Source organism: Pseudomonas sp. SC11 (assembly GCF_047039205.1).
Lineage (GTDB): Bacteria > Pseudomonadota > Gammaproteobacteria > Pseudomonadales > Pseudomonadaceae > Aquipseudomonas > Aquipseudomonas boreofloridensis.
Map to the genome: position 1 here is coordinate 2,080,851 of NZ_CP178183.1, position 17,070 is coordinate 2,097,920.

The following is a 17,070-nucleotide window of genomic DNA, read 5'->3' on the forward strand; positions in this document are numbered from 1 at the left end:
ATGACTATCCTGGTTGTCGCTGAACACGAAAACGCCGCACTGGCGCCTGCCACCCTGAACACGGTCGCTGCTGCGGCCAAGATCGGTGGCGATGTGCACGTGCTGGTCGCAGGTCAGAATGTGGCCGGCATTGCCGAAGCTGCCGCCAAGATCGCGGGCGTGGCCAAGGTCCTGGTGGCCGACAATGCCGCCTACGCCCACGCCTTGCCAGAAAACGTCGCGCCCCTGATCCAGGAACTGGCCAGCGGCTACACCCACGTGCTGGCCCCAGCCACCACCAATGGCAAGAACATCCTGCCGCGCGTCGCTGCACTGCTGGACGTCGACCAGATCTCCGAGATCATCGCGGTCGAGTCCGCCGATACCTTCAAGCGCCCGATCTACGCGGGGAACGCCATCGCCACCGTGCAATCGAGCGCTGCGGTCAAGGTCATCACCGTGCGCACCACCGGCTTCGATGCCGTGGCCGCAGAAGGTGGTTCGGCGGCTGTGGAGGCGGTCGCGGCCGCTCACGATGCAGGCAAGTCGTCGTTCGTGGGCGAGGAGTTGGCCAAATCCGACCGTCCGGAGCTGACTGCCGCCAAGATCGTCGTCTCCGGCGGTCGTGGCATGGGCAATGGTGACAACTTCAAGCACCTGTATACCCTGGCCGACAAGCTCGGTGCCGCGGTCGGCGCCTCGCGCGCTGCAGTGGATGCGGGCTTTGTGCCCAACGACATGCAGGTCGGTCAGACCGGCAAGATCGTCGCACCGCAGTTGTACATCGCCGTCGGTATCTCCGGCGCGATCCAGCACCTGGCGGGGATGAAAGACTCCAAGGTGATCGTCGCCATCAACAAGGACGAGGAAGCACCGATCTTCCAAGTGGCCGACTACGGTCTGGTCGCCGACCTCTTCGAGGCGGTGCCGGAGCTGGAAAAGCTGGTCTGATCCAGACGCTTCACTTATAAAGAAGCCCGGCCCTCGCCTTGAGGGTCGGGCTTTTTTTATGGTGGGTCCGTGCGGTGTGGTCAAGGAGAGGGCAATGAAGTTGGGCAAATCCGGCCGCTGGCTGATGTGCATGATGGCCGTGACGGCTTCGCAGGCGATGGCGGCTGGCAAATGCGAGAAGCTGGTGGCGACCGGTAGCCCGGACGCGCCGCCTTACTCCTGGCAAGACCCGAAAGACCCCAGGCATTTGATCGGCGCCAACGTCGACCTGTTGCGCCAGGTGGCAGGCGAGCTTGGCGTGAAGGTCGAAGTACTGAGCGCCGGACGCCGGGATCAGGCGCTCGAAGAGGTTCGCAGCGGGCGCATGGACGTGCTGCTGGATACGCCCATGCAGGTCGCTCAGCTGACCGCGCTGGACTACATTCATCCGCCACTGCAACTCAATGAATACCTGGTCTGGACCCGTCATGACGCAACCGTGACGCTGGACGGCCCAGCTGACCTTGCCCGCTACCAGGGCAGCGTGTCGGAGAAGGCTCGGCTGACCCCGGCCTTCGAGGCCTTCGCCAAGGCTCAGCTCAAGCTGGTGCCCTCGCAGAACCTGACTCAAGCCTTGCAGAAGCTGGTGCTGGGCCAGGTGGATTACGTGCTGGCCGGGCGCTATTCGGGCATGGCCATGATCCAGAGTCTGGGGTTGGGCAGTGACCTCATCGCTCGGGACCTGGTGGTGGACCGGCCTGGGCTGTACTTGGCCGTGTCCCACAACTCGGCCTGCAATGACGCCTGGTTGCGTGGGCAATTGGCGAAAAAGCTGACAGAATTGCCGGTCTCTGGTGCCTCCGAGGCGGTGCTGCAACAGAACGTGGAGCGCTGGAAGGCGCAGATGCAGATGACCGCTGACGCCCCCAAACAGTAGGAAGATTGTGTGAGAACCCAACCCCTGATCCTGGCCCTGGCCGTCGTCGGCCTCGCCGGGTGTGCCAATGACCCGGCCCCCAATGAGCAGATGCGCCTGTCCGAACAAGCCCTTGAGCAGGCCAGGGCGGTTGGCGCTACCGACCAGGTCGACACCTTCAAGCTGGCGGAAGACAAGCTGGCGCGGGCCAGATCCAACATGACCAGCCAGGACTTTCGCGACGCTCGCATGCGCGCCGAACAGGCCGAGTTGGATGCGCGCCTGGCCGAAGCCCAGGTGCTGACGGAAAAGAGCGCCGAGCAATTGAAGGTGGTTGACGCGCGCGTCAAGCGTCTGCGCAAACAATTGGAGGTGCAGCCATGAATCGCACCCTCAAGCCTTTTGCCACCTTGGTATTACTGGCGTTTGTCGGCCTCCAGGGCTGCGCGAGCCAGCGCAGTGAGTCCGCGTTGGTCGATGCGTCCACCGCCTTGCAGAAGGTCAAGGATGACTCCGATGTATTGCGCAGTGCTCCGCGCGATGTGATTCGCGCCGGTGAATCGCTGGCGCGGGCCGAGCGTCTGGCAGGTTATGTGGGCACCGGCAGTGACGTACGCCATTACGCTTATCTCAGCCAGCGCTACAGCGAGATCGCCCGCGAGCATGCCAACCTGGCGCTGAATCAGGAGCGTCTGGCCAAACTCGATTTGGAGCGTCAGCGTCTGCAACTGGCGTTGCGCGAGGCGAAACTGGACAGTGTTCAGCAGCAGGGCAAATGGGTCGAATCGCAGATCGCCGCACTGGCCTCCGAGCAGGGCGAGCGCGGTCTGGTCATGACCCTGTCGGACGTGCTGTTCGACACCGGCGAAGCGCAGTTGAAGAGTTCGGCCAGCCGCACCGTGCTCAAGCTGGTGCAGTTCCTCCAACTCAATCCGCGACGCGTGGTGCGCATCGAGGGTTATACCGACAGCACCGGAACGCCGGAAGACAACCTGAAGCTGTCGCGCGATCGCGCCCAGTCGGTAGCGGACATGCTGGTCGACCTGGGCATCGATGAGAAGCGCATCGAGGTCCAGGGCTACGGCGATCAGTATCCGGTAGAGGTCAACGCGTCGGAGCGGGGCAGGGCACAGAATCGCCGGGTCGAGATCGTCTTTTCCGACGACAAGGGCAGGCTTGCGCCGCCACGCTGAGGCGGTTGACGCGGCAACGGGTTGTTTTGGCTATCACGCAACTGTAACGGCGACTATCCTCTGATCTGTCCCAGTACACTTTGCAACTGTTCCGGTATTCTGTCTGGACTGTGAGTGGCACAAAAACAACGAATCTGTCCGCGTCTCGAGAATCACCATGACCAATCTGCTGTTGTACCAGCGTATCGCCCAGCAACTGGCCGAGGACATCCGTCGCGGTGTCTACCAGCCTGGTGAGCGGGTGCCGTCGGTGCGCAAGATGAGCGCACAGCTCAACGTCAGTCACGCCACGGTGTTGCAGGCCTATGCCAATCTCGAGGACCAAGGGCTGATTCGCGCCCGGCCGCAGTCCGGCTATTACGTCCACCAGACGCCCGCCTTGACTGCGCCGACCCCCGACATCGCGCGGGTCGAGCGTCCAGGGCTGGTCACGCGGGCCAGTATCATCCAGCAGGTGTTGACCGAAGCGCGCCGCGACGGCGTGTTTCCCTTCGGCGCAGCGGTCCCTCACGTGGACTACCTGCCCGTGCGCGCACTGCATCAGCAGATCGCCAAGGTCACTCGCTTCCACAGCCCGCGCGCCTTCAGCTATATGTTCAGCCCAGGGTTCGAGCCGCTGCGTCGGCAGATCGCCATCCGTATGCGCGATGCCGGGGTGCTGGTCGACCCGCGCGAGGTCATCGTCACCCATGGCTGCGTGGATGCGCTGCAGATGTCGCTGCGCGTGTTGACCCGTCCCGGCGACCTGATCGCTGCTGAATCGCCGACCTATTACGGCCTGCTGCAATTGGCTGACCTGCTGGGTCTGAAGGTCATCGAGATCCCCAGTGACCCGTCCACCGGCATCAGTCTGGAGGCCTTGCAACTGGCCGCCAACCAGTGGTCGATCAAGGCGCTGGTGCTCACGCCACGCCTGAGCAACCCGCTGGGCGGCACCATGCCCGAGGAGCGCCAGAAGCAGTTGCTGCGCCTGGCTTCGGACTTCGATATTCAGATCGTCGAAGACGATATCTATGGTGAGCTGATGTTCGAACAGGGCCGGACCAAGGCCCTCAAGGCCTTTGACCGACTGGATCGGGTGATCTACTGCTCGAGCTTTTCCAAGACGCTATCGCCCGGTGTGCGCGTCGGCTGGATGATTCCGGGACGCTATCAGGATGAGATCCAGCGACTGCAGACCTTCACCACCCATTCGGCCTGCAGTGTCACGCAGATGGGCGTGGCGGCCTACCTGGAAAATGGTGGTTACGACCGCCATCTACGCTTCATCCGCCAGGAATACCGCAAGAACCTCAGCGCCTATCAGTTGGCGGTACAGCAGCATTTCCCCGAGGGCACACAGATGACTCGGCCGACGGGCGGATTCATTCTGTGGGTCAGTCTTCCGGGGCGGGTCAATACCCAGGAGCTGCATGTGCGGGCGCTGGAGCAGGGCATCAGCATCGCGCCCGGGCTCATCTTCAGCAACACCGAGCAGTTCAACCACTGCATTCGCTTGAACTGCGGGATTCCCTGGAACAGGGAAGCCGAGCGTGCAGTCATGACGTTGGGGCTGTTGGCCCAGCAGTTGTGTCGAGAATCGTCTATGGCCATTTTCTAGCTTGTCATATGCGCGTTTAACGGGGAGCATAGGCATTTTGATGCCATGCCTTTGATCGCTATGAATGCCTTCCGTCTTTCTGCACTGCTATTGTGTCTAGCGTGCCCCTTGTGGCCCGGCATTGCGGTGCATGCTGCGCAGGCGCCAGCTGCGAGTGAGGCCGCGTCGGCTAAGACGGGTGGTGCCGCTGCCACGCCTTCCGCCAAGCAGGCTGCCAAGCCGGTCGCGAAGAAGCCGGCGAAGACGCCGAGCAAATCGGCAGCCAAGGCCAAGCGCAAGGCGGCCAAGAGCAAGTCCGTCGGTAAGGCTGCCACCCAGCCGCTGCCCAATCCTAAGCTCGACCTCAGTCTGCCGAGCGATATGGTGAGAAATCTCAAGCCGGCTGTAGGTTCCACGCCTGCACCCCGAAAGGCATTGTTGCCTGCCATGTTTCCCGACAAGTCTGCCGGTGATGACAGCCCGTTCCAGCTCAATGGCAGGCTGATCAGCAATGAGATGCAGCTTCAGTTGCGTAACGACAGCCGTCGTGACGTGGAGGGCGCTGCCATCGAATTTGAATTCCGTAACTGACTGTCGAGTCACGGCGGATTTCATTGAGTCGGCAATTTCAAACGTATGTTTGAGCGGTTAGTATCCAGGGATGTCCGTCCCGTTCTGCTCCAGGGAGTGCAGTTGTCATGAAATGCCGTGAGGGCTGCGGTGCCTGTTGCATCGCCCCGTCCATCAGCTCGTCGATACCCGGAATGCCGCATGGCAAGCCGGCAGGCGAGCGCTGCTTGCATTTGTCCTTGGATAACCTCTGTGCTTTGTTTGGCAAGCCCGAGCGGCCGAAAGTCTGTGCCGGATTCAAGGCTGAGGTGGACATCTGTGGGAGTGATCGCGACGAGGCGATCAGGATCATCGGCTGGCTGGAGCGAATGACGGCGGCGTGACATTGGGCTCTTCGACAAAAGGAACAAGATGATGAGATCGATCAAGCGCGTTGTTTTGCTGTGTGGCATGGGCGTTCTCCTGGCGCCGGTAGCCTGGGCGGAGAACTGGCAAGTGGCCAAGGACGAGGAGGGCATTCAGGTGTCCCTCAGCGAAGTGGCTGGCTCGAAGTACAAGGCCTATCGTGGGGTCACCGTCATCAAGGCGCCATTGGCCAAGATCAAGGCGCTGCAGGAGGATGTGGCGAGCTCTTGCGCGTGGGTGCATGAATGCAAGTCACAAAAGCTGCTCAAGCATGAGGGCGACCAGAGCTGGACCTATACGCAGTTCAATACGCCGTGGCCGGTGACGCCGCGTGACTCGATCCTTCATGTGACCACCGTGCAGGAAGCGGACGGCAGCCTGATGCGCAAACTCGAAGGTGAGCCCAAGTACCTGCCTGAAGAGAAGGGCTTCGTGCGAGTGGCCCAGGTGGAAGGCTTCTGGAAGCTGGTGCCCAAGGGTGACAGTACCGAGGTGACCTATCAGGTGCACACGGAGCCGGGCGGCAGCGTGCCGTCATGGTTGGCCAACAAGTTCGTGGTCGAGGCGCCGTTCAATACGCTCAAGGCGTTGCGCGAGCGGGCTGAAGCGCGCTGATCGAAGAGAAATCCGCCCCCATCGCGCGGGGCGGATGTTCCGTTAGGCATGTGGTTTACAGCAATTGAATCTCCTTCAGTCGCTGAGCGCCCAAGGCTTTTACGACTTTCATCCTGACGTCGGCATAGTCGGCCGTCTGGCTGAAGCTTGCTTCGTTCAATTTGGCGACTACAGGGGCCTGTAGCGACGCATAGTGCTGCTGGTTGATCCAGTCATACTCAGGTGATGGCGCGCAGTTGAAGAGTAGGCTCATCAGGTTAAAGCGGTCCCGCGCGGTGATCCGAACGATCGCCAGCTTCACTTGAAACAGGCCGCTGCGCTGTCGCGTGCTGTAGGTATGCATCGTCTGTCTCGCCTCTGTTGATAGGCGGTCTAGCACCTCTACAGTGGCAGCGTGTTCTATCACTGACTTGACGCTGAAAGCATCGGTGAGTGTCTTGGCCTTGTGAAAAGACGAGATGAGTCCCCAGTGAAGGTTGTTCAGGCTTGTCAGGCACGTCGTCGCCCATTCGCTGGCGGCCTCGAGCGCGTCATGTTGCCGGCTGGCGTAGAGTTGTGCCAGTAAGAGGCTGTCCAGTATGTCCTGTCGGTCCATGGCGGTGATCGAGCAGGGTACGGACACAATTGCCTCGGCTACTCGATAGAGATCGCTTGGGTGGTCGTCCATGATGTCTTCCTGTCAAACCATCAGAAATTCAGCGAGTCGAAGAATTTGTCCGTGCTGTCACCGAGCTTTTGCTTGATCTTGCTTTCGACGTCTTTGTAGAACGAGTAATTGAGTGTCCACTCATTGGCGCAGTGATTGAGGCTGACCTGGCTCATGGTCCAGCTCCAGAACCAGAAGCCCCCGCTATCCTTGCTGTGTTCAAACACCATCGCGTGGTTGTACATGACCACATCGTCACCCTTCTGCAGGGTGGGCAAGATGTCGAAGGCGCCGGATGCACCTGAGCTGGAAGACGTCTGCAGCTTGCTCAACACTTCGCCGTCGCCCTTCAGTGCATTGATGGTGGCGCTGGTCAGGTCGGCAATAATGGCGGCGTTCGGGCCGGCGGCCAGTTTGACCAGTTCAATCGCCACGTTTTCCATGGTGATTTCGAGGTTGCTATTCTTGTATTGGGTTAACTTGTTGTTGGAGCCTACCCAGCCCACATGTTTCAGCGCTTCGTTGTAAGCCTCATACCATTCCATGCGCTGTTGTATATGGTTGAATTTGCTGTCGGCTACGCGTTGCGCAAGCTGCGTCGAATACTTGACTGCTTCTTTGAAGTGCGTATCCAGGCCCGAGGTGAAGGCGATCAGTTGTGATTGAATGACGCCGGCCTTCGCGTCTGTGCCCGGTGTTGTGGGGGTATCGAGGGTGGTGGGTGCGTCACGCCGCATGCGTGGGGTGGGGAGCTGGTCGATGAAGGCCAGGCTTTTTTCGATAGTCATTAGTTTGTCCTGCCGAGGCTGTGTGAGTTCGCACGTTCTGACGTGCGCTCGGATCGTCTCGTGTCCGCTGGCGGCACATCAGCAGGAAGGGTTTCGTTGGATTGGGTCGGTCAGTAGAAACGAAAAGCCCCGGCAAGTTGCCGGGGCTTTTCGTTCGACGCGCAGTGATCGTTTACTTGCGATCTTTCAGTGCGGTCAGGTCACGCTGCGGTTCGCCGGTGTACAGCTGGCGCGGACGGCCGATCTTGTACGGGCCGGACAGCATTTCTTTCCAGTGCGAGATCCAGCCTACGGTACGGGCCAGGGCGAAGATCACGGTGAACATGCTGGTTGGAATGCCGATCGCCTTGAGGATGATCCCCGAGTAGAAGTCGACGTTCGGGTACAGCGAGCGCTCGATGAAGTACGGATCGGTCAGGGCGATCTCTTCCAGGCGCATGGCCAGTTCGAGTTGCGGATCGTCTTTGATGCCCAGTTCGCGCAGCACTTCGTCGCAGGTCTGCTTCATCACGGTGGCGCGTGGGTCGCGGTTCTTGTAGACGCGGTGACCGAAGCCCATCAACTTGAACGGATCGTTCTTGTCCTTGGCCTTGGCGATGAAAGTGTCGATGTTCGAGACATCGCCAATTTCATCGAGCATGGTCAATACGGCTTCGTTTGCGCCACCGTGGGCAGGGCCCCACAGCGCCGCGATGCCGGCGGCGATACAGGCGAACGGGTTGGCGCCCGAGGAGCCTGCCAGGCGTACTGTAGAGGTGGACGCATTCTGCTCGTGGTCGGCGTGGAGGATGAAGATCCGGTCCATCGCCTTGGCCAGCACCGGGCTGATCGGTTTGATCTCGCACGGGGTGTTGAACATCATGTGCAGGAAGTTCTCTGCGTACGACAGGTCGTTGCGCGGGTACATCATGGGTTGGCCCATGGAGTACTTGTAGACCATCGCGGCCAGGGTCGGCATCTTCGCCACCAGGCGCACGGCCGAGATCTCGCGGTGCTGGGGGTTATTGATGTCCAGCGAGTCGTGGTAGAAGGCCGAGAGGGCGCCGACCACGCCGCACATGACGGCCATGGGGTGCGCGTCGCGGCGGAAGCCGTTGAAGAAGGTTTTCAGCTGTTCGTGAACCATGGTGTGGTTCTTGACGTTGCTGACGAACTTGGCCTTCTGCTCGGCGTTCGGCAGTTCGCCGTTGAGCAGCAGGTAACAGGTTTCCAGGTAGTCCGACTGCTCGGCGAGCTGTTCGATGGGGTAGCCGCGGTGCAGCAGTACGCCCTTGTCGCCGTCGATGTAGGTGATCTTGGATTCGCACGAGGCGGTGGCCATGAAGCCCGGGTCGAAGGTGAAGTGACCGGATGCCCCCAACCCGCGGACGTCGATGACATCGGGACCAACGGTGCCGGTTAAAATGGGCAGCTCTACGGGGGCTGCGCCCTCGATGACCAACTGCGCTTTTTTGTCAGCCATGTGGCCTCCTATTAATGCTTGAAATCATCAGTCAGACCCCCCACGCAGGGCCCGCACCACTATAGAGGGATAAATTCAGATGTCAATTTGCCTAAAGGCTGGTTGAAACCCTCTCCAAGCCCATGATTTTCACGAAATTGCCGGCCATTTACGCCTTTTGTTCACTAAAGGCAATGCGCTATTCGGGCTAGCCCCTCACGTTGTCATAAGCAGCCTAACTGTCTATACTCGGCAGCCGACTCCCAGGGGCTTTCCAGCCCGCCCTGCTGGGTGTCGTGTTCTCTCCGGTGGTGGGTACCTGACCAGTACACTTACCAACAACTTTGCCCTGTTCCCTAGGGGCTCTTCAGTGTGAAAAAAGCCGTGAAAAGCCAACGACCTGTAAACCTAGACCTAAGGACCATCAAGCTCCCTATAACCGGCGTAACGTCCTTCCTCCACCGCGTATCCGGCATCATCCTGTTCCTGGGGCTGGCCTTCATGCTTTATGCATTGGGTCAATCTTTGGGTTCGGAAGAGGGCTTTGGTGAGGTCAAAGCGACCTTGACCAGCCCGCTGGCGAAGTTCATTGCGTGGGGTCTGCTGTCTGCTCTGCTGTATCACCTGATTGCTGGCGTACGCCACCTGATCATGGATATGGGCATCGGAGAGACGCTGGAAGGCGGACGACTGGGTTCGAAGATCATCATCGTGGTGTCTGTCGTGATGATCGTTCTGGTAGGAGTTTGGATATGGTAACCAACGTCACGAACCTTTCGCGTTCGGGCCTTTATGACTGGATGGCGCAGCGTGTCTCTGCGGTCGTTCTCGCGGCTTATTTCATTTTCCTGATCGGCTACCTCGCCGTGCACCCGGGCCTGGACTACGCGCAGTGGCACGGGCTGTTCTCTCACAACGCGATGCGAATCTTCAGCCTGCTGGCCCTGGTCGCACTGGGCGCTCACGCCTGGGTCGGCATGTGGACCATCGCCACCGACTACCTGACGCCTATGGCGCTTGGCAAATCGGCGACGGCGATTCGTTTCCTGTTCCAGGCGGTATGCGGCGTTGCGATGTTCGCTTACTTCGTCTGGGGTGTGCAGATTCTCTGGGGTATCTGATTCATGGCTAACATTCCAACCATTTCCTTCGACGCCATCATCATCGGTGGCGGCGGTGCTGGTATGCGCGCTGCGCTGCAGCTGGCTCAAGGCGGCCACAAGACTGCCGTAGTCACCAAGGTCTTCCCGACCCGTTCGCACACCGTATCCGCCCAGGGCGGCATCACGTGCGCCATCGCTTCGGCCGACCCGAACGATGACTGGCGCTGGCATATGTACGATACCGTCAAGGGCTCCGACTACATCGGTGACCAGGACGCTATCGAATACATGTGCCAGGAAGGCCCGGCTGCGGTCTTCGAACTGGACCACATGGGCCTGCCGTTCTCGCGTACCGAAACCGGTCGTATCTACCAGCGCCCATTCGGTGGCCAGTCCAAGGACTTCGGCAAGGGTGGCCAGGCCGCGCGTACCTGCGCTGCGTCCGACCGTACCGGTCACGCCCTGCTGCACACCCTCTATCAGGGCAACCTGAAAGCCGGCACCACCTTCCTCAACGAGTACTACGCCGTTGACCTGGTCAAGAACCAGGACGGCGCCTTCGTCGGTGTGATCGCGATCTGCATCGAAACCGGCGAAACCATGTACATCAAGTCCAAGGCCACCGTACTGGCCACCGGCGGTGCTGGCCGTATCTACGCCTCCACCACCAACGCCCTGATCAATACCGGCGACGGTATCGGCATGGCGCTGCGCGCCGGCGTGCCGGTGCAGGACATCGAGATGTGGCAGTTCCACCCGACCGGCATCGCCGGCGCTGGTGTACTGGTCACCGAAGGCTGCCGCGGTGAGGGTGGTTACCTGATCAACGCCCACGGCGAGCGCTTCATGGAGCGTTACGCGCCGAACGCGAAAGACCTGGCTGGCCGCGACGTGGTCGCCCGTTCCATGGTCAAGGAAATCATCGCCGGCAATGGCGTGGGTCCGAACAAGGATCACGTCCTGCTCAAGCTCGATCACCTGGGCGAGGAAGTGCTGCACAGCCGCCTGCCAGGTATCTGCGAGCTGTCCAAGACCTTCGCCCACGTCGACCCGGTGGTCGCGCCGGTACCGGTGGTCCCGACTTGCCACTACATGATGGGCGGCGTTGCCACCAACATTCATGGCCAGGCCATCACCATGGACGCCGACGGCCAGGATCGCATCATCCCGGGTCTGTTCGCCGTGGGTGAAGTGGCATGCGTATCGGTACACGGTGCCAACCGCCTGGGCGGCAACTCGCTGCTCGACCTGGTGGTGTTCGGCCGTGCTGCCGGCCTGCACCTTGAAAAAGCCCTGAGCGATGGCGTCGAGTACCGCGATGCGAGCGACACCGATGTCGACGTGGCGCTGAACCGCCTGAACAAGCTCAACGAGCGTACCAGCGGCGAAGACGTCGCCAGCCTCAAGCGCGAGCTGCAAAGCTGCATGCAGAACTACTTCGGTGTATTCCGTACGGGCGAATACATGCAGAAGGGTATCGAGCAGTTGGCCGGTCTGCGTGACCGCATCGCCAACGTCAAGATCAACGACAAGTCCCAGGCCTTCAACACCGCGCGCATCGAAGCGCTGGAGCTGCAGAACCTGCTGGAAGTCGCCGAAGCTACCGCCATCGCGGCCGAAGCCCGTAAAGAGTCGCGCGGCGCACACGCCCGTGAAGACTTCGAAGACCGTGACGACGAAAACTGGCTGTGCCACACCCTGTACTACCCGGGTGAGAAGCGCGTAGCCAAGCGTGGTGTCAACTTTGCGCCGAAGACAGTGCCTGCCTTCGAACCAAAAGTCCGGACTTACTAAGGGTGGCCGCTATGTTGAAAGTCGAAGTTTATCGTTACAACCCGGACACCGACTCGGCGCCCAAGATGGAGTCGTTCGACGTCGATACCGGCGGCAAGGACCTGATGGTGCTGGACGTGCTGGCGCTGATCAAGGAAAAGGACGAGGGCTTCTCGTACCGTCGCTCCTGCCGTGAAGGCGTGTGCGGTTCCGATGGCATGAACATGAACGGCAAGAACGGCCTGGCCTGCATCACCCCGTTGTCGGGCGTGGTCAAGGGCAACAAGCTGGTGCTGCGTCCGCTGCCGGGGCTGCCGGTCATTCGTGATCTGGTCGTCGACATGAGCATCTTCTACAAGCAGTACGAGAAGGTGAAGCCGTTCCTGCAGAACGATACGCCGGCCCCGGCCATCGAGCGTCTGCAGTCGCCGGAACAGCGCGAGAAGCTGGACGGTCTGTACGAGTGCATCCTGTGCGCCTGCTGCTCGACCTCCTGCCCATCGTTCTGGTGGAACCCGGACAAGTTCCTGGGCCCCGCCGCGCTGCTGCAGGCCTACCGTTTCCTGGCCGACAGCCGTGATACCAAGACCCAGGAACGCCTGGCGTCGCTGGATGACCCGTTCAGCGTATTCCGCTGCCGCGGGATCATGAACTGCGTGAACGTCTGCCCGAAGGGTCTCAACCCGACCAAGGCGATCGGTCACGTACGTAACATGCTGCTGCAAAGCGGCACCTGATTCGAATGTTGCACCAGCAGTAAGCCGACGCGCGGGTGGTGAGCCCGCGCCGAGGTAAAACCGGAGCAAGGGCCCACAAAGCCCGCGCTCATTACCTTTGAAGATATGAGACCAGCAGGGGCTTCCGGGCTGGTACCCGGAAAATCTGCAGGATCCAGGTGGCGTGGTTGGTCGCTGTGTTCGGACTTTTCCAGGTTTGCGTGGTTCTTGTCGATCCGTCCCCTAACGAGGGTGACCAAGCATGCAAGAAAGCGTGATGCAGCGCATGTGGGAAAGCGCCCACCTTTCAGGTGGTAACGCTGCATATGTGGAAGAGCTCTACGAACTCTACCTGCACGACCCTAACGCTGTGCCAGAAGAGTGGCGCACCTACTTCCAGAAGTTGCCCGCCGACGGCAGCACCGCTACCGACGTCTCGCACTCGACGATCCGCGATCATTTCGTACTGCTGGCGAAGAACCAGCGCCGCGCTCAACCGGTATCTGCCGGGAGCGTGAGCAGCGAACACGAGAAGAAGCAGGTTGAAGTGCTGCGACTGATCCAGGCCTATCGTATGCGCGGTCATCAGGCTGCCAAGCTCGACCCCTTGGGGTTGTGGCAGCGCCCTGCGCCCGTAGACCTGTCGATCAATCACTACGGCTTGACCAATGCCGATCTTGATACGACCTTCCGTGCCGGCGACCTGTACATCGGCAAAGAGGAAGCGAGCCTACGCGAAATCGTCGATGCCTTGCAGAAGACATATTGTCGCACCATCGGCTCCGAGTTCACCCACATCGTCGATTCCGAGCAGCGCAGCTGGTTCCAGCAGCGCCTGGAAAGCGTGCGTGGTCGTCCTGACTTCTCCGTCGACGTGCAGACTCACTTGCTCGAGCGCGTCACCGCCGGTGAAGGCCTGGAGAAATACCTGGGCACCAAGTATCCAGGCACCAAGCGTTTCGGCCTGGAAGGCGGCGAGAGCCTGATTCCGATGCTGGACGAAATGATCCAGCGCTCCGGCTCCTATGGCACCAAGGAAGTCGTGATCGGCATGGCCCACCGCGGTCGTCTGAACGTGCTGGTCAATACCTTCGGCAAGAACCCGCGCGAGCTGTTCGACGAGTTCGAAGGCAAGAAGATGAACGAGCTGGGTTCCGGTGACGTCAAGTATCACCAGGGTTTCTCCAGCAACGTCATGACCAGCGGCGGCGAAGTCCACCTGGCCATGGCATTCAACCCGTCCCACCTGGAAATCGTCTCGCCGGTGGTGGAGGGCTCGGTTCGTGCCCGCCAGGACCGTCGCAACGACAGCGTCGGTGACAAGGTGCTGCCCATTTCCATCCACGGTGACGCGGCATTCGCCGGTCAGGGCGTGGTCATGGAAACCTTCCAGATGTCGCAGACCCGCGGTTTCAAGACCGGTGGCACTGTGCACATCGTGATCAACAACCAGGTCGGCTTCACCATCAGCAACCCACTGGATGCGCGTTCCACCGAGTACGCCACCGACGTTGCCAAGATGATCCAGGCGCCGATCCTGCATGTGAATGGCGACGACCCGGAAGCCGTGCTGTTCGTCACCCAGTTGGCCATCGACTATCGCATGCAGTTCAAGCGTGACGTGGTGATCGACCTGGTCTGCTACCGCCGTCGCGGTCACAACGAGGCTGACGAGCCCAACGGCACCCAGCCGCTGATGTACCAGCAGATCAGTAAGCAGCGCACGACCCGTGAGCTGTACGCCGACGCGCTGATCCAGGCTGGCCGCATCGACAGCGAGCGCGCCCAGGCCAAGATCGACGAGTACCGCAGCGCGCTGGACAACGGCCTGCACGTGGTCAAGAGCCTGGTCAAGGAGCCGAACCGCGAGTTGTTCGTCGACTGGCGTCCGTATCTGGGCCATGCCTGGACTGCGCGTCACGACACCCGCTTCGACCTCAAGACCCTGCAGGAACTGTCGGCCAAGCTGCTCGAGTTGCCGGAAGGCTTCGTCGTCCAGCGTCAGGTCGCCAAGATCTACGAAGACCGGCAGAAGATGCAGGCCGGTGGCCTGCCGATCAACTGGGGTTACGCAGAGACCATGGCCTACGCCACTCTGCAGTTCGAAGGTCACCCGATCCGCATGACCGGCCAGGACATTGGCCGTGGCACCTTCTCGCACCGTCACGCGGTGCTGCACAACCAGAAGGACGCCGGCACCTACGTACCGCTGATGAACCTGTTCCCGGGCCAGCCGCGTTTCGAGCTGTACGACTCCTTCCTTTCGGAAGAGGCCGTGCTGGCGTTCGAATACGGCTACTCGACCACCACGCCGAACGCGCTGGTGATCTGGGAAGCCCAGTTCGGCGACTTCGCCAACGGTGCGCAGGTGGTGATCGACCAGTTCATCACCAGCGGCGAACATAAATGGGGCCGTCTGTGCGGTCTGACCATGCTGTTGCCGCACGGTTATGAAGGGCAGGGCCCGGAGCACTCCTCGGCACGCCTTGAGCGTTACCTGCAGTTGTGCGCTGAGCAGAACATCCAGGTCTGCGTGCCGACCACACCAGCGCAGATCTACCACCTGCTGCGTCGTCAGGTCATCCGTCCGCTGCGCAAGCCGCTGATCGTGCTGACGCCTAAGTCGCTGTTGCGCCACAAGCTGGCTGTATCGACCCTGGAAGACCTGGCCGAAGGCTCGTTCCAGACCGTCATTCCGGAAATCGATGCGATCGAGCCGGCCAAGGTCGAGCGTCTGGTGCTGTGCAGCGGCAAGGTCTACTACGACCTGCTGGAAAAACGCCGTGCCGAAGGCCGCGAAGACATCGCCATCCTGCGTATCGAGCAGCTGTATCCGTTCCCTGAGGACGATCTGGTCGAAATCCTGGCGCAGTACACCAACCTCAAGCATGCGGTCTGGTGCCAGGAAGAGCCGATGAACCAGGGCGCCTGGTACAGCAGTCAGCACCACATGCGTCGCATCCTGGGCCGCCACGACAAGGCGCTGGTCCTCGAGTACGCCGGTCGCGATGCTTCTGCCGCGCCTGCTTGTGGCTACGCGTCCAAGAGCGCCGAGCAGCAGGAAAAACTGCTGCAAGACGCGTTCACTGTCTAACGCCTTCGCGCACCTGAAACCGAATTTAAGGAAATACTGATAATGGCTATCGAGATCAAAGCCCCAACCTTCCCGGAATCGGTTGCCGACGGCACCGTTGCCACCTGGCACAAGAAGCCGGGCGAAGCCGTCAAGCGTGACGAGCTGATCGTCGACATCGAGACCGACAAGGTCGTCCTGGAAGTGCTGGCGACCGCCGACGGCGTGCTGGGCGACATCGTCAAGGGCGAGGGCGACACCGTCCTGTCCGACGAAGTACTGGGTTCGATCGTTGAGGGTGGCGCAGCTGCCGCTGCACCTGCCGCCGCCGCTGCGGCACCGGCTGCCGCTCCGGCTGCTGCCGCCGCTGACGCTGGCGAAGATGACCCGGTCGCCGCGCCTGCCGCACGCAAGCTGGCCGAAGAAAACGGTATCGATCTGGCCTCTGTGAAGGGCACTGGCAAGGGCGGTCGTGTGACCAAGGAAGACATGGTCGCGGCCATCGCCAACAAGAAGTCCGCGCCTGCTGCTGCTCCGGCCGCCAAGCCTGCCGCTGCCGCCGCTGCCCCGGTCGTCGTCGCGGCCGGCGATCGCACCGAGAAGCGCGTGCCGATGACTCGTCTGCGCGCCAAGATCGCCGAGCGTCTGGTCGAAGCGCAATCGAACATGGCCATGCTGACCACCTTCAACGAAGTGGACATGACCGAAGTCATGGCCCTGCGTTCGAAGTACAAGGACCTGTTCGAAAAGACCCACAATGGCGTGCGCCTGGGCTTCATGTCGTTCTTCGTCAAGGCCGCCACCGAGGCGCTCAAGCGCTTCCCGGCAGTCAACGCATCGATCGACGGCAACGACATCGTCTACCATGGCTACGCGGACGTCGGCGTAGCCGTCTCTAGCGACCGTGGTCTGGTAGTGCCTGTGCTGCGTAACGCCGAATCGATGTCGCTGGCCGAGATCGAGAACGGCATCGCCACCTTCGGCAAGAAGGCCCGTGACGGCAAGCTGTCCATCGAAGAGATGACTGGCGGTACCTTCACCATCACCAACGGTGGTACCTTCGGTTCGATGATGTCGACCCCGATCGTCAACCCGCCGCAGGCTGCGATCCTGGGTATGCACAACATCATCCAGCGTCCGATGGCGATCAACGGCCAAGTGGTCATTCGCCCGATGATGTACCTGGCGCTGTCCTACGACCACCGTCTGATCGATGGCAAGGAAGCCGTAACCTTCCTCGTCACCATCAAGAACCTGCTGGAAGATCCGTCCCGCCTGCTGCTGGACATCTAATCGCACAGTTGCAAGCGGCAAGCGGCAGGCTTAATGACGAAGCCTGCCGT

17 protein-coding genes are annotated in these 17,070 nt (G+C 60.9%); 14 read left to right on the top strand and 3 right to left on the bottom strand.

Annotated elements, in window-relative coordinates; genetic code table 11:
• The 8 genes from ACK2SD_RS09615 (at position 1) to ACK2SD_RS09650 (ending at position 6,187) form a co-directional block, all read left to right on the top strand.
• Positions 1-930, top strand: a complete 930-nt coding sequence (locus ACK2SD_RS09615) for an electron transfer flavoprotein subunit alpha/FixB family protein (protein WP_295485105.1) — start codon at positions 1-3, stop codon at positions 928-930.
• A gap of 94 nt (positions 931-1,024) precedes the next feature.
• Positions 1,025-1,846: a substrate-binding periplasmic protein gene (locus tag ACK2SD_RS09620; protein WP_295485107.1), complete on the top strand. Its 822-nt coding sequence runs from the start codon at positions 1,025-1,027 to the stop codon at positions 1,844-1,846.
• A gap of 9 nt (positions 1,847-1,855) precedes the next feature.
• Positions 1,856-2,209: a DUF4398 domain-containing protein gene (locus ACK2SD_RS09625; RefSeq protein ID WP_029612056.1), complete on the top strand. Its 354-nt coding sequence runs from the start codon at positions 1,856-1,858 to the stop codon at positions 2,207-2,209.
• Complete coding sequence (locus tag ACK2SD_RS09630) at positions 2,206-3,018, top strand: OmpA family protein (RefSeq protein ID WP_039578680.1); 813 nt, start codon at positions 2,206-2,208, stop codon at positions 3,016-3,018. The genes ACK2SD_RS09625 and ACK2SD_RS09630 overlap by 4 nt, the downstream gene beginning before the upstream one ends.
• Positions 3,019-3,175: 157 nt before the next feature.
• Positions 3,176-4,618, top strand: a complete 1,443-nt coding sequence (locus ACK2SD_RS09635; RefSeq protein WP_039578677.1) for a PLP-dependent aminotransferase family protein — start codon at positions 3,176-3,178, stop codon at positions 4,616-4,618.
• Positions 4,619-4,663: 45 nt separating this feature from the next.
• Positions 4,664-5,188 carry a hypothetical protein gene (locus ACK2SD_RS09640; RefSeq protein ID WP_412461981.1) on the top strand — a complete coding sequence of 175 codons (525 nt, stop codon included), beginning with the start codon at positions 4,664-4,666 and terminating at the stop codon, positions 5,186-5,188.
• A 107-nt stretch (positions 5,189-5,295) separates the two neighbouring features.
• Positions 5,296-5,550 (top strand): YkgJ family cysteine cluster protein, encoded by a 255-nt coding sequence (locus ACK2SD_RS09645; protein WP_029612058.1) that lies wholly within the window; start codon positions 5,296-5,298, stop codon positions 5,548-5,550.
• A 28-nt stretch (positions 5,551-5,578) separates the two neighbouring features.
• Complete coding sequence (locus ACK2SD_RS09650; RefSeq protein WP_412461982.1) at positions 5,579-6,187, top strand: START domain-containing protein; 609 nt, start codon at positions 5,579-5,581, stop codon at positions 6,185-6,187.
• A gap of 55 nt (positions 6,188-6,242) precedes the next feature.
• On the opposite strand, the gene ACK2SD_RS09655 is transcribed toward ACK2SD_RS09650, so the two are convergent.
• The 3 genes from ACK2SD_RS09655 to gltA all read right to left on the bottom strand — a co-directional run bounded on the left by ACK2SD_RS09655 (position 6,243) and on the right by gltA (position 9,083).
• Positions 6,243-6,854, bottom strand: coding sequence for a hypothetical protein (locus ACK2SD_RS09655; protein WP_342651142.1), 612 nt, complete (start codon positions 6,852-6,854; stop codon positions 6,243-6,245).
• A gap of 20 nt (positions 6,855-6,874) precedes the next feature.
• Positions 6,875-7,621: a hypothetical protein gene (locus tag ACK2SD_RS09660; RefSeq protein ID WP_412461983.1), complete on the bottom strand. Its 747-nt coding sequence runs from the start codon at positions 7,619-7,621 to the stop codon at positions 6,875-6,877.
• Positions 7,622-7,793: 172 nt separating this feature from the next.
• Entirely contained in the window at positions 7,794-9,083 is a 1,290-nt protein-coding gene (gene gltA, locus ACK2SD_RS09665) for a citrate synthase (RefSeq protein ID WP_295485113.1), read from the bottom strand.
• A 363-nt stretch (positions 9,084-9,446) separates the two neighbouring features.
• On the opposite strand from gltA, the gene sdhC reads away from it, so the two are divergent.
• From sdhC to odhB, 6 genes are all read left to right on the top strand, one after another.
• Entirely contained in the window at positions 9,447-9,821 is a 375-nt protein-coding gene (gene sdhC, locus ACK2SD_RS09670) for a succinate dehydrogenase, cytochrome b556 subunit (RefSeq protein ID WP_029612063.1), read from the top strand.
• Positions 9,815-10,183 (top strand): succinate dehydrogenase, hydrophobic membrane anchor protein, encoded by a 369-nt coding sequence (gene sdhD, locus ACK2SD_RS09675; RefSeq protein ID WP_029612064.1) that lies wholly within the window; start codon positions 9,815-9,817, stop codon positions 10,181-10,183. Before sdhC ends, sdhD begins: the two co-directional genes overlap by 7 nt.
• A gap of 3 nt (positions 10,184-10,186) precedes the next feature.
• Positions 10,187-11,959: a succinate dehydrogenase flavoprotein subunit gene (gene sdhA, locus ACK2SD_RS09680; protein WP_317872424.1), complete on the top strand. Its 1,773-nt coding sequence runs from the start codon at positions 10,187-10,189 to the stop codon at positions 11,957-11,959.
• Positions 11,960-11,970: 11 nt separating this feature from the next.
• Positions 11,971-12,675, top strand: a complete 705-nt coding sequence (locus ACK2SD_RS09685; protein ID WP_029612065.1) for a succinate dehydrogenase iron-sulfur subunit — start codon at positions 11,971-11,973, stop codon at positions 12,673-12,675.
• A 241-nt stretch (positions 12,676-12,916) separates the two neighbouring features.
• Positions 12,917-15,748: a 2-oxoglutarate dehydrogenase E1 component gene (locus tag ACK2SD_RS09690; RefSeq protein WP_317872425.1), complete on the top strand. Its 2,832-nt coding sequence runs from the start codon at positions 12,917-12,919 to the stop codon at positions 15,746-15,748.
• A gap of 42 nt (positions 15,749-15,790) precedes the next feature.
• Positions 15,791-17,020: a 2-oxoglutarate dehydrogenase complex dihydrolipoyllysine-residue succinyltransferase gene (gene odhB, locus ACK2SD_RS09695; RefSeq protein WP_317872426.1), complete on the top strand. Its 1,230-nt coding sequence runs from the start codon at positions 15,791-15,793 to the stop codon at positions 17,018-17,020.
• Positions 17,021-17,070: the final 50 nt, after the last annotated feature.

Bases quoted from the DNA above. Each gene is read 5' to 3' on its own strand.
- ACK2SD_RS09685 (WP_029612065.1), top strand. From the start codon at position 11,971: ATGTTGAAAGTCGAAGTTTATCGTTACAACCCGGACACCGACTCGGCG.
- ACK2SD_RS09640 (WP_412461981.1), top strand. From the start codon at position 4,664: ATGCCTTTGATCGCTATGAATGCCTTCCGTCTTTCTGCACTGCTATTG.
- gltA (WP_295485113.1), bottom strand. From the start codon at position 9,083: ATGGCTGACAAAAAAGCGCAGTTGGTCATCGAGGGCGCAGCCCCCGTA.
- ACK2SD_RS09635 (WP_039578677.1), top strand. From the start codon at position 3,176: ATGACCAATCTGCTGTTGTACCAGCGTATCGCCCAGCAACTGGCCGAG.
- ACK2SD_RS09655 (WP_342651142.1), bottom strand. From the start codon at position 6,854: ATGGACGACCACCCAAGCGATCTCTATCGAGTAGCCGAGGCAATTGTG.
- ACK2SD_RS09650 (WP_412461982.1), top strand. From the start codon at position 5,579: ATGATGAGATCGATCAAGCGCGTTGTTTTGCTGTGTGGCATGGGCGTT.
- ACK2SD_RS09660 (WP_412461983.1), bottom strand. From the start codon at position 7,621: ATGACTATCGAAAAAAGCCTGGCCTTCATCGACCAGCTCCCCACCCCA.
- sdhA (WP_317872424.1), top strand. From the start codon at position 10,187: ATGGCTAACATTCCAACCATTTCCTTCGACGCCATCATCATCGGTGGC.
- odhB (WP_317872426.1), top strand. From the start codon at position 15,791: ATGGCTATCGAGATCAAAGCCCCAACCTTCCCGGAATCGGTTGCCGAC.
- ACK2SD_RS09645 (WP_029612058.1), top strand. From the start codon at position 5,296: ATGAAATGCCGTGAGGGCTGCGGTGCCTGTTGCATCGCCCCGTCCATC.
- ACK2SD_RS09620 (WP_295485107.1), top strand. From the start codon at position 1,025: ATGAAGTTGGGCAAATCCGGCCGCTGGCTGATGTGCATGATGGCCGTG.
- ACK2SD_RS09630 (WP_039578680.1), top strand. From the start codon at position 2,206: ATGAATCGCACCCTCAAGCCTTTTGCCACCTTGGTATTACTGGCGTTT.
- ACK2SD_RS09690 (WP_317872425.1), top strand. From the start codon at position 12,917: ATGCAAGAAAGCGTGATGCAGCGCATGTGGGAAAGCGCCCACCTTTCA.
- sdhD (WP_029612064.1), top strand. From the start codon at position 9,815: ATGGTAACCAACGTCACGAACCTTTCGCGTTCGGGCCTTTATGACTGG.
- ACK2SD_RS09615 (WP_295485105.1), top strand. From the start codon at position 1: ATGACTATCCTGGTTGTCGCTGAACACGAAAACGCCGCACTGGCGCCT.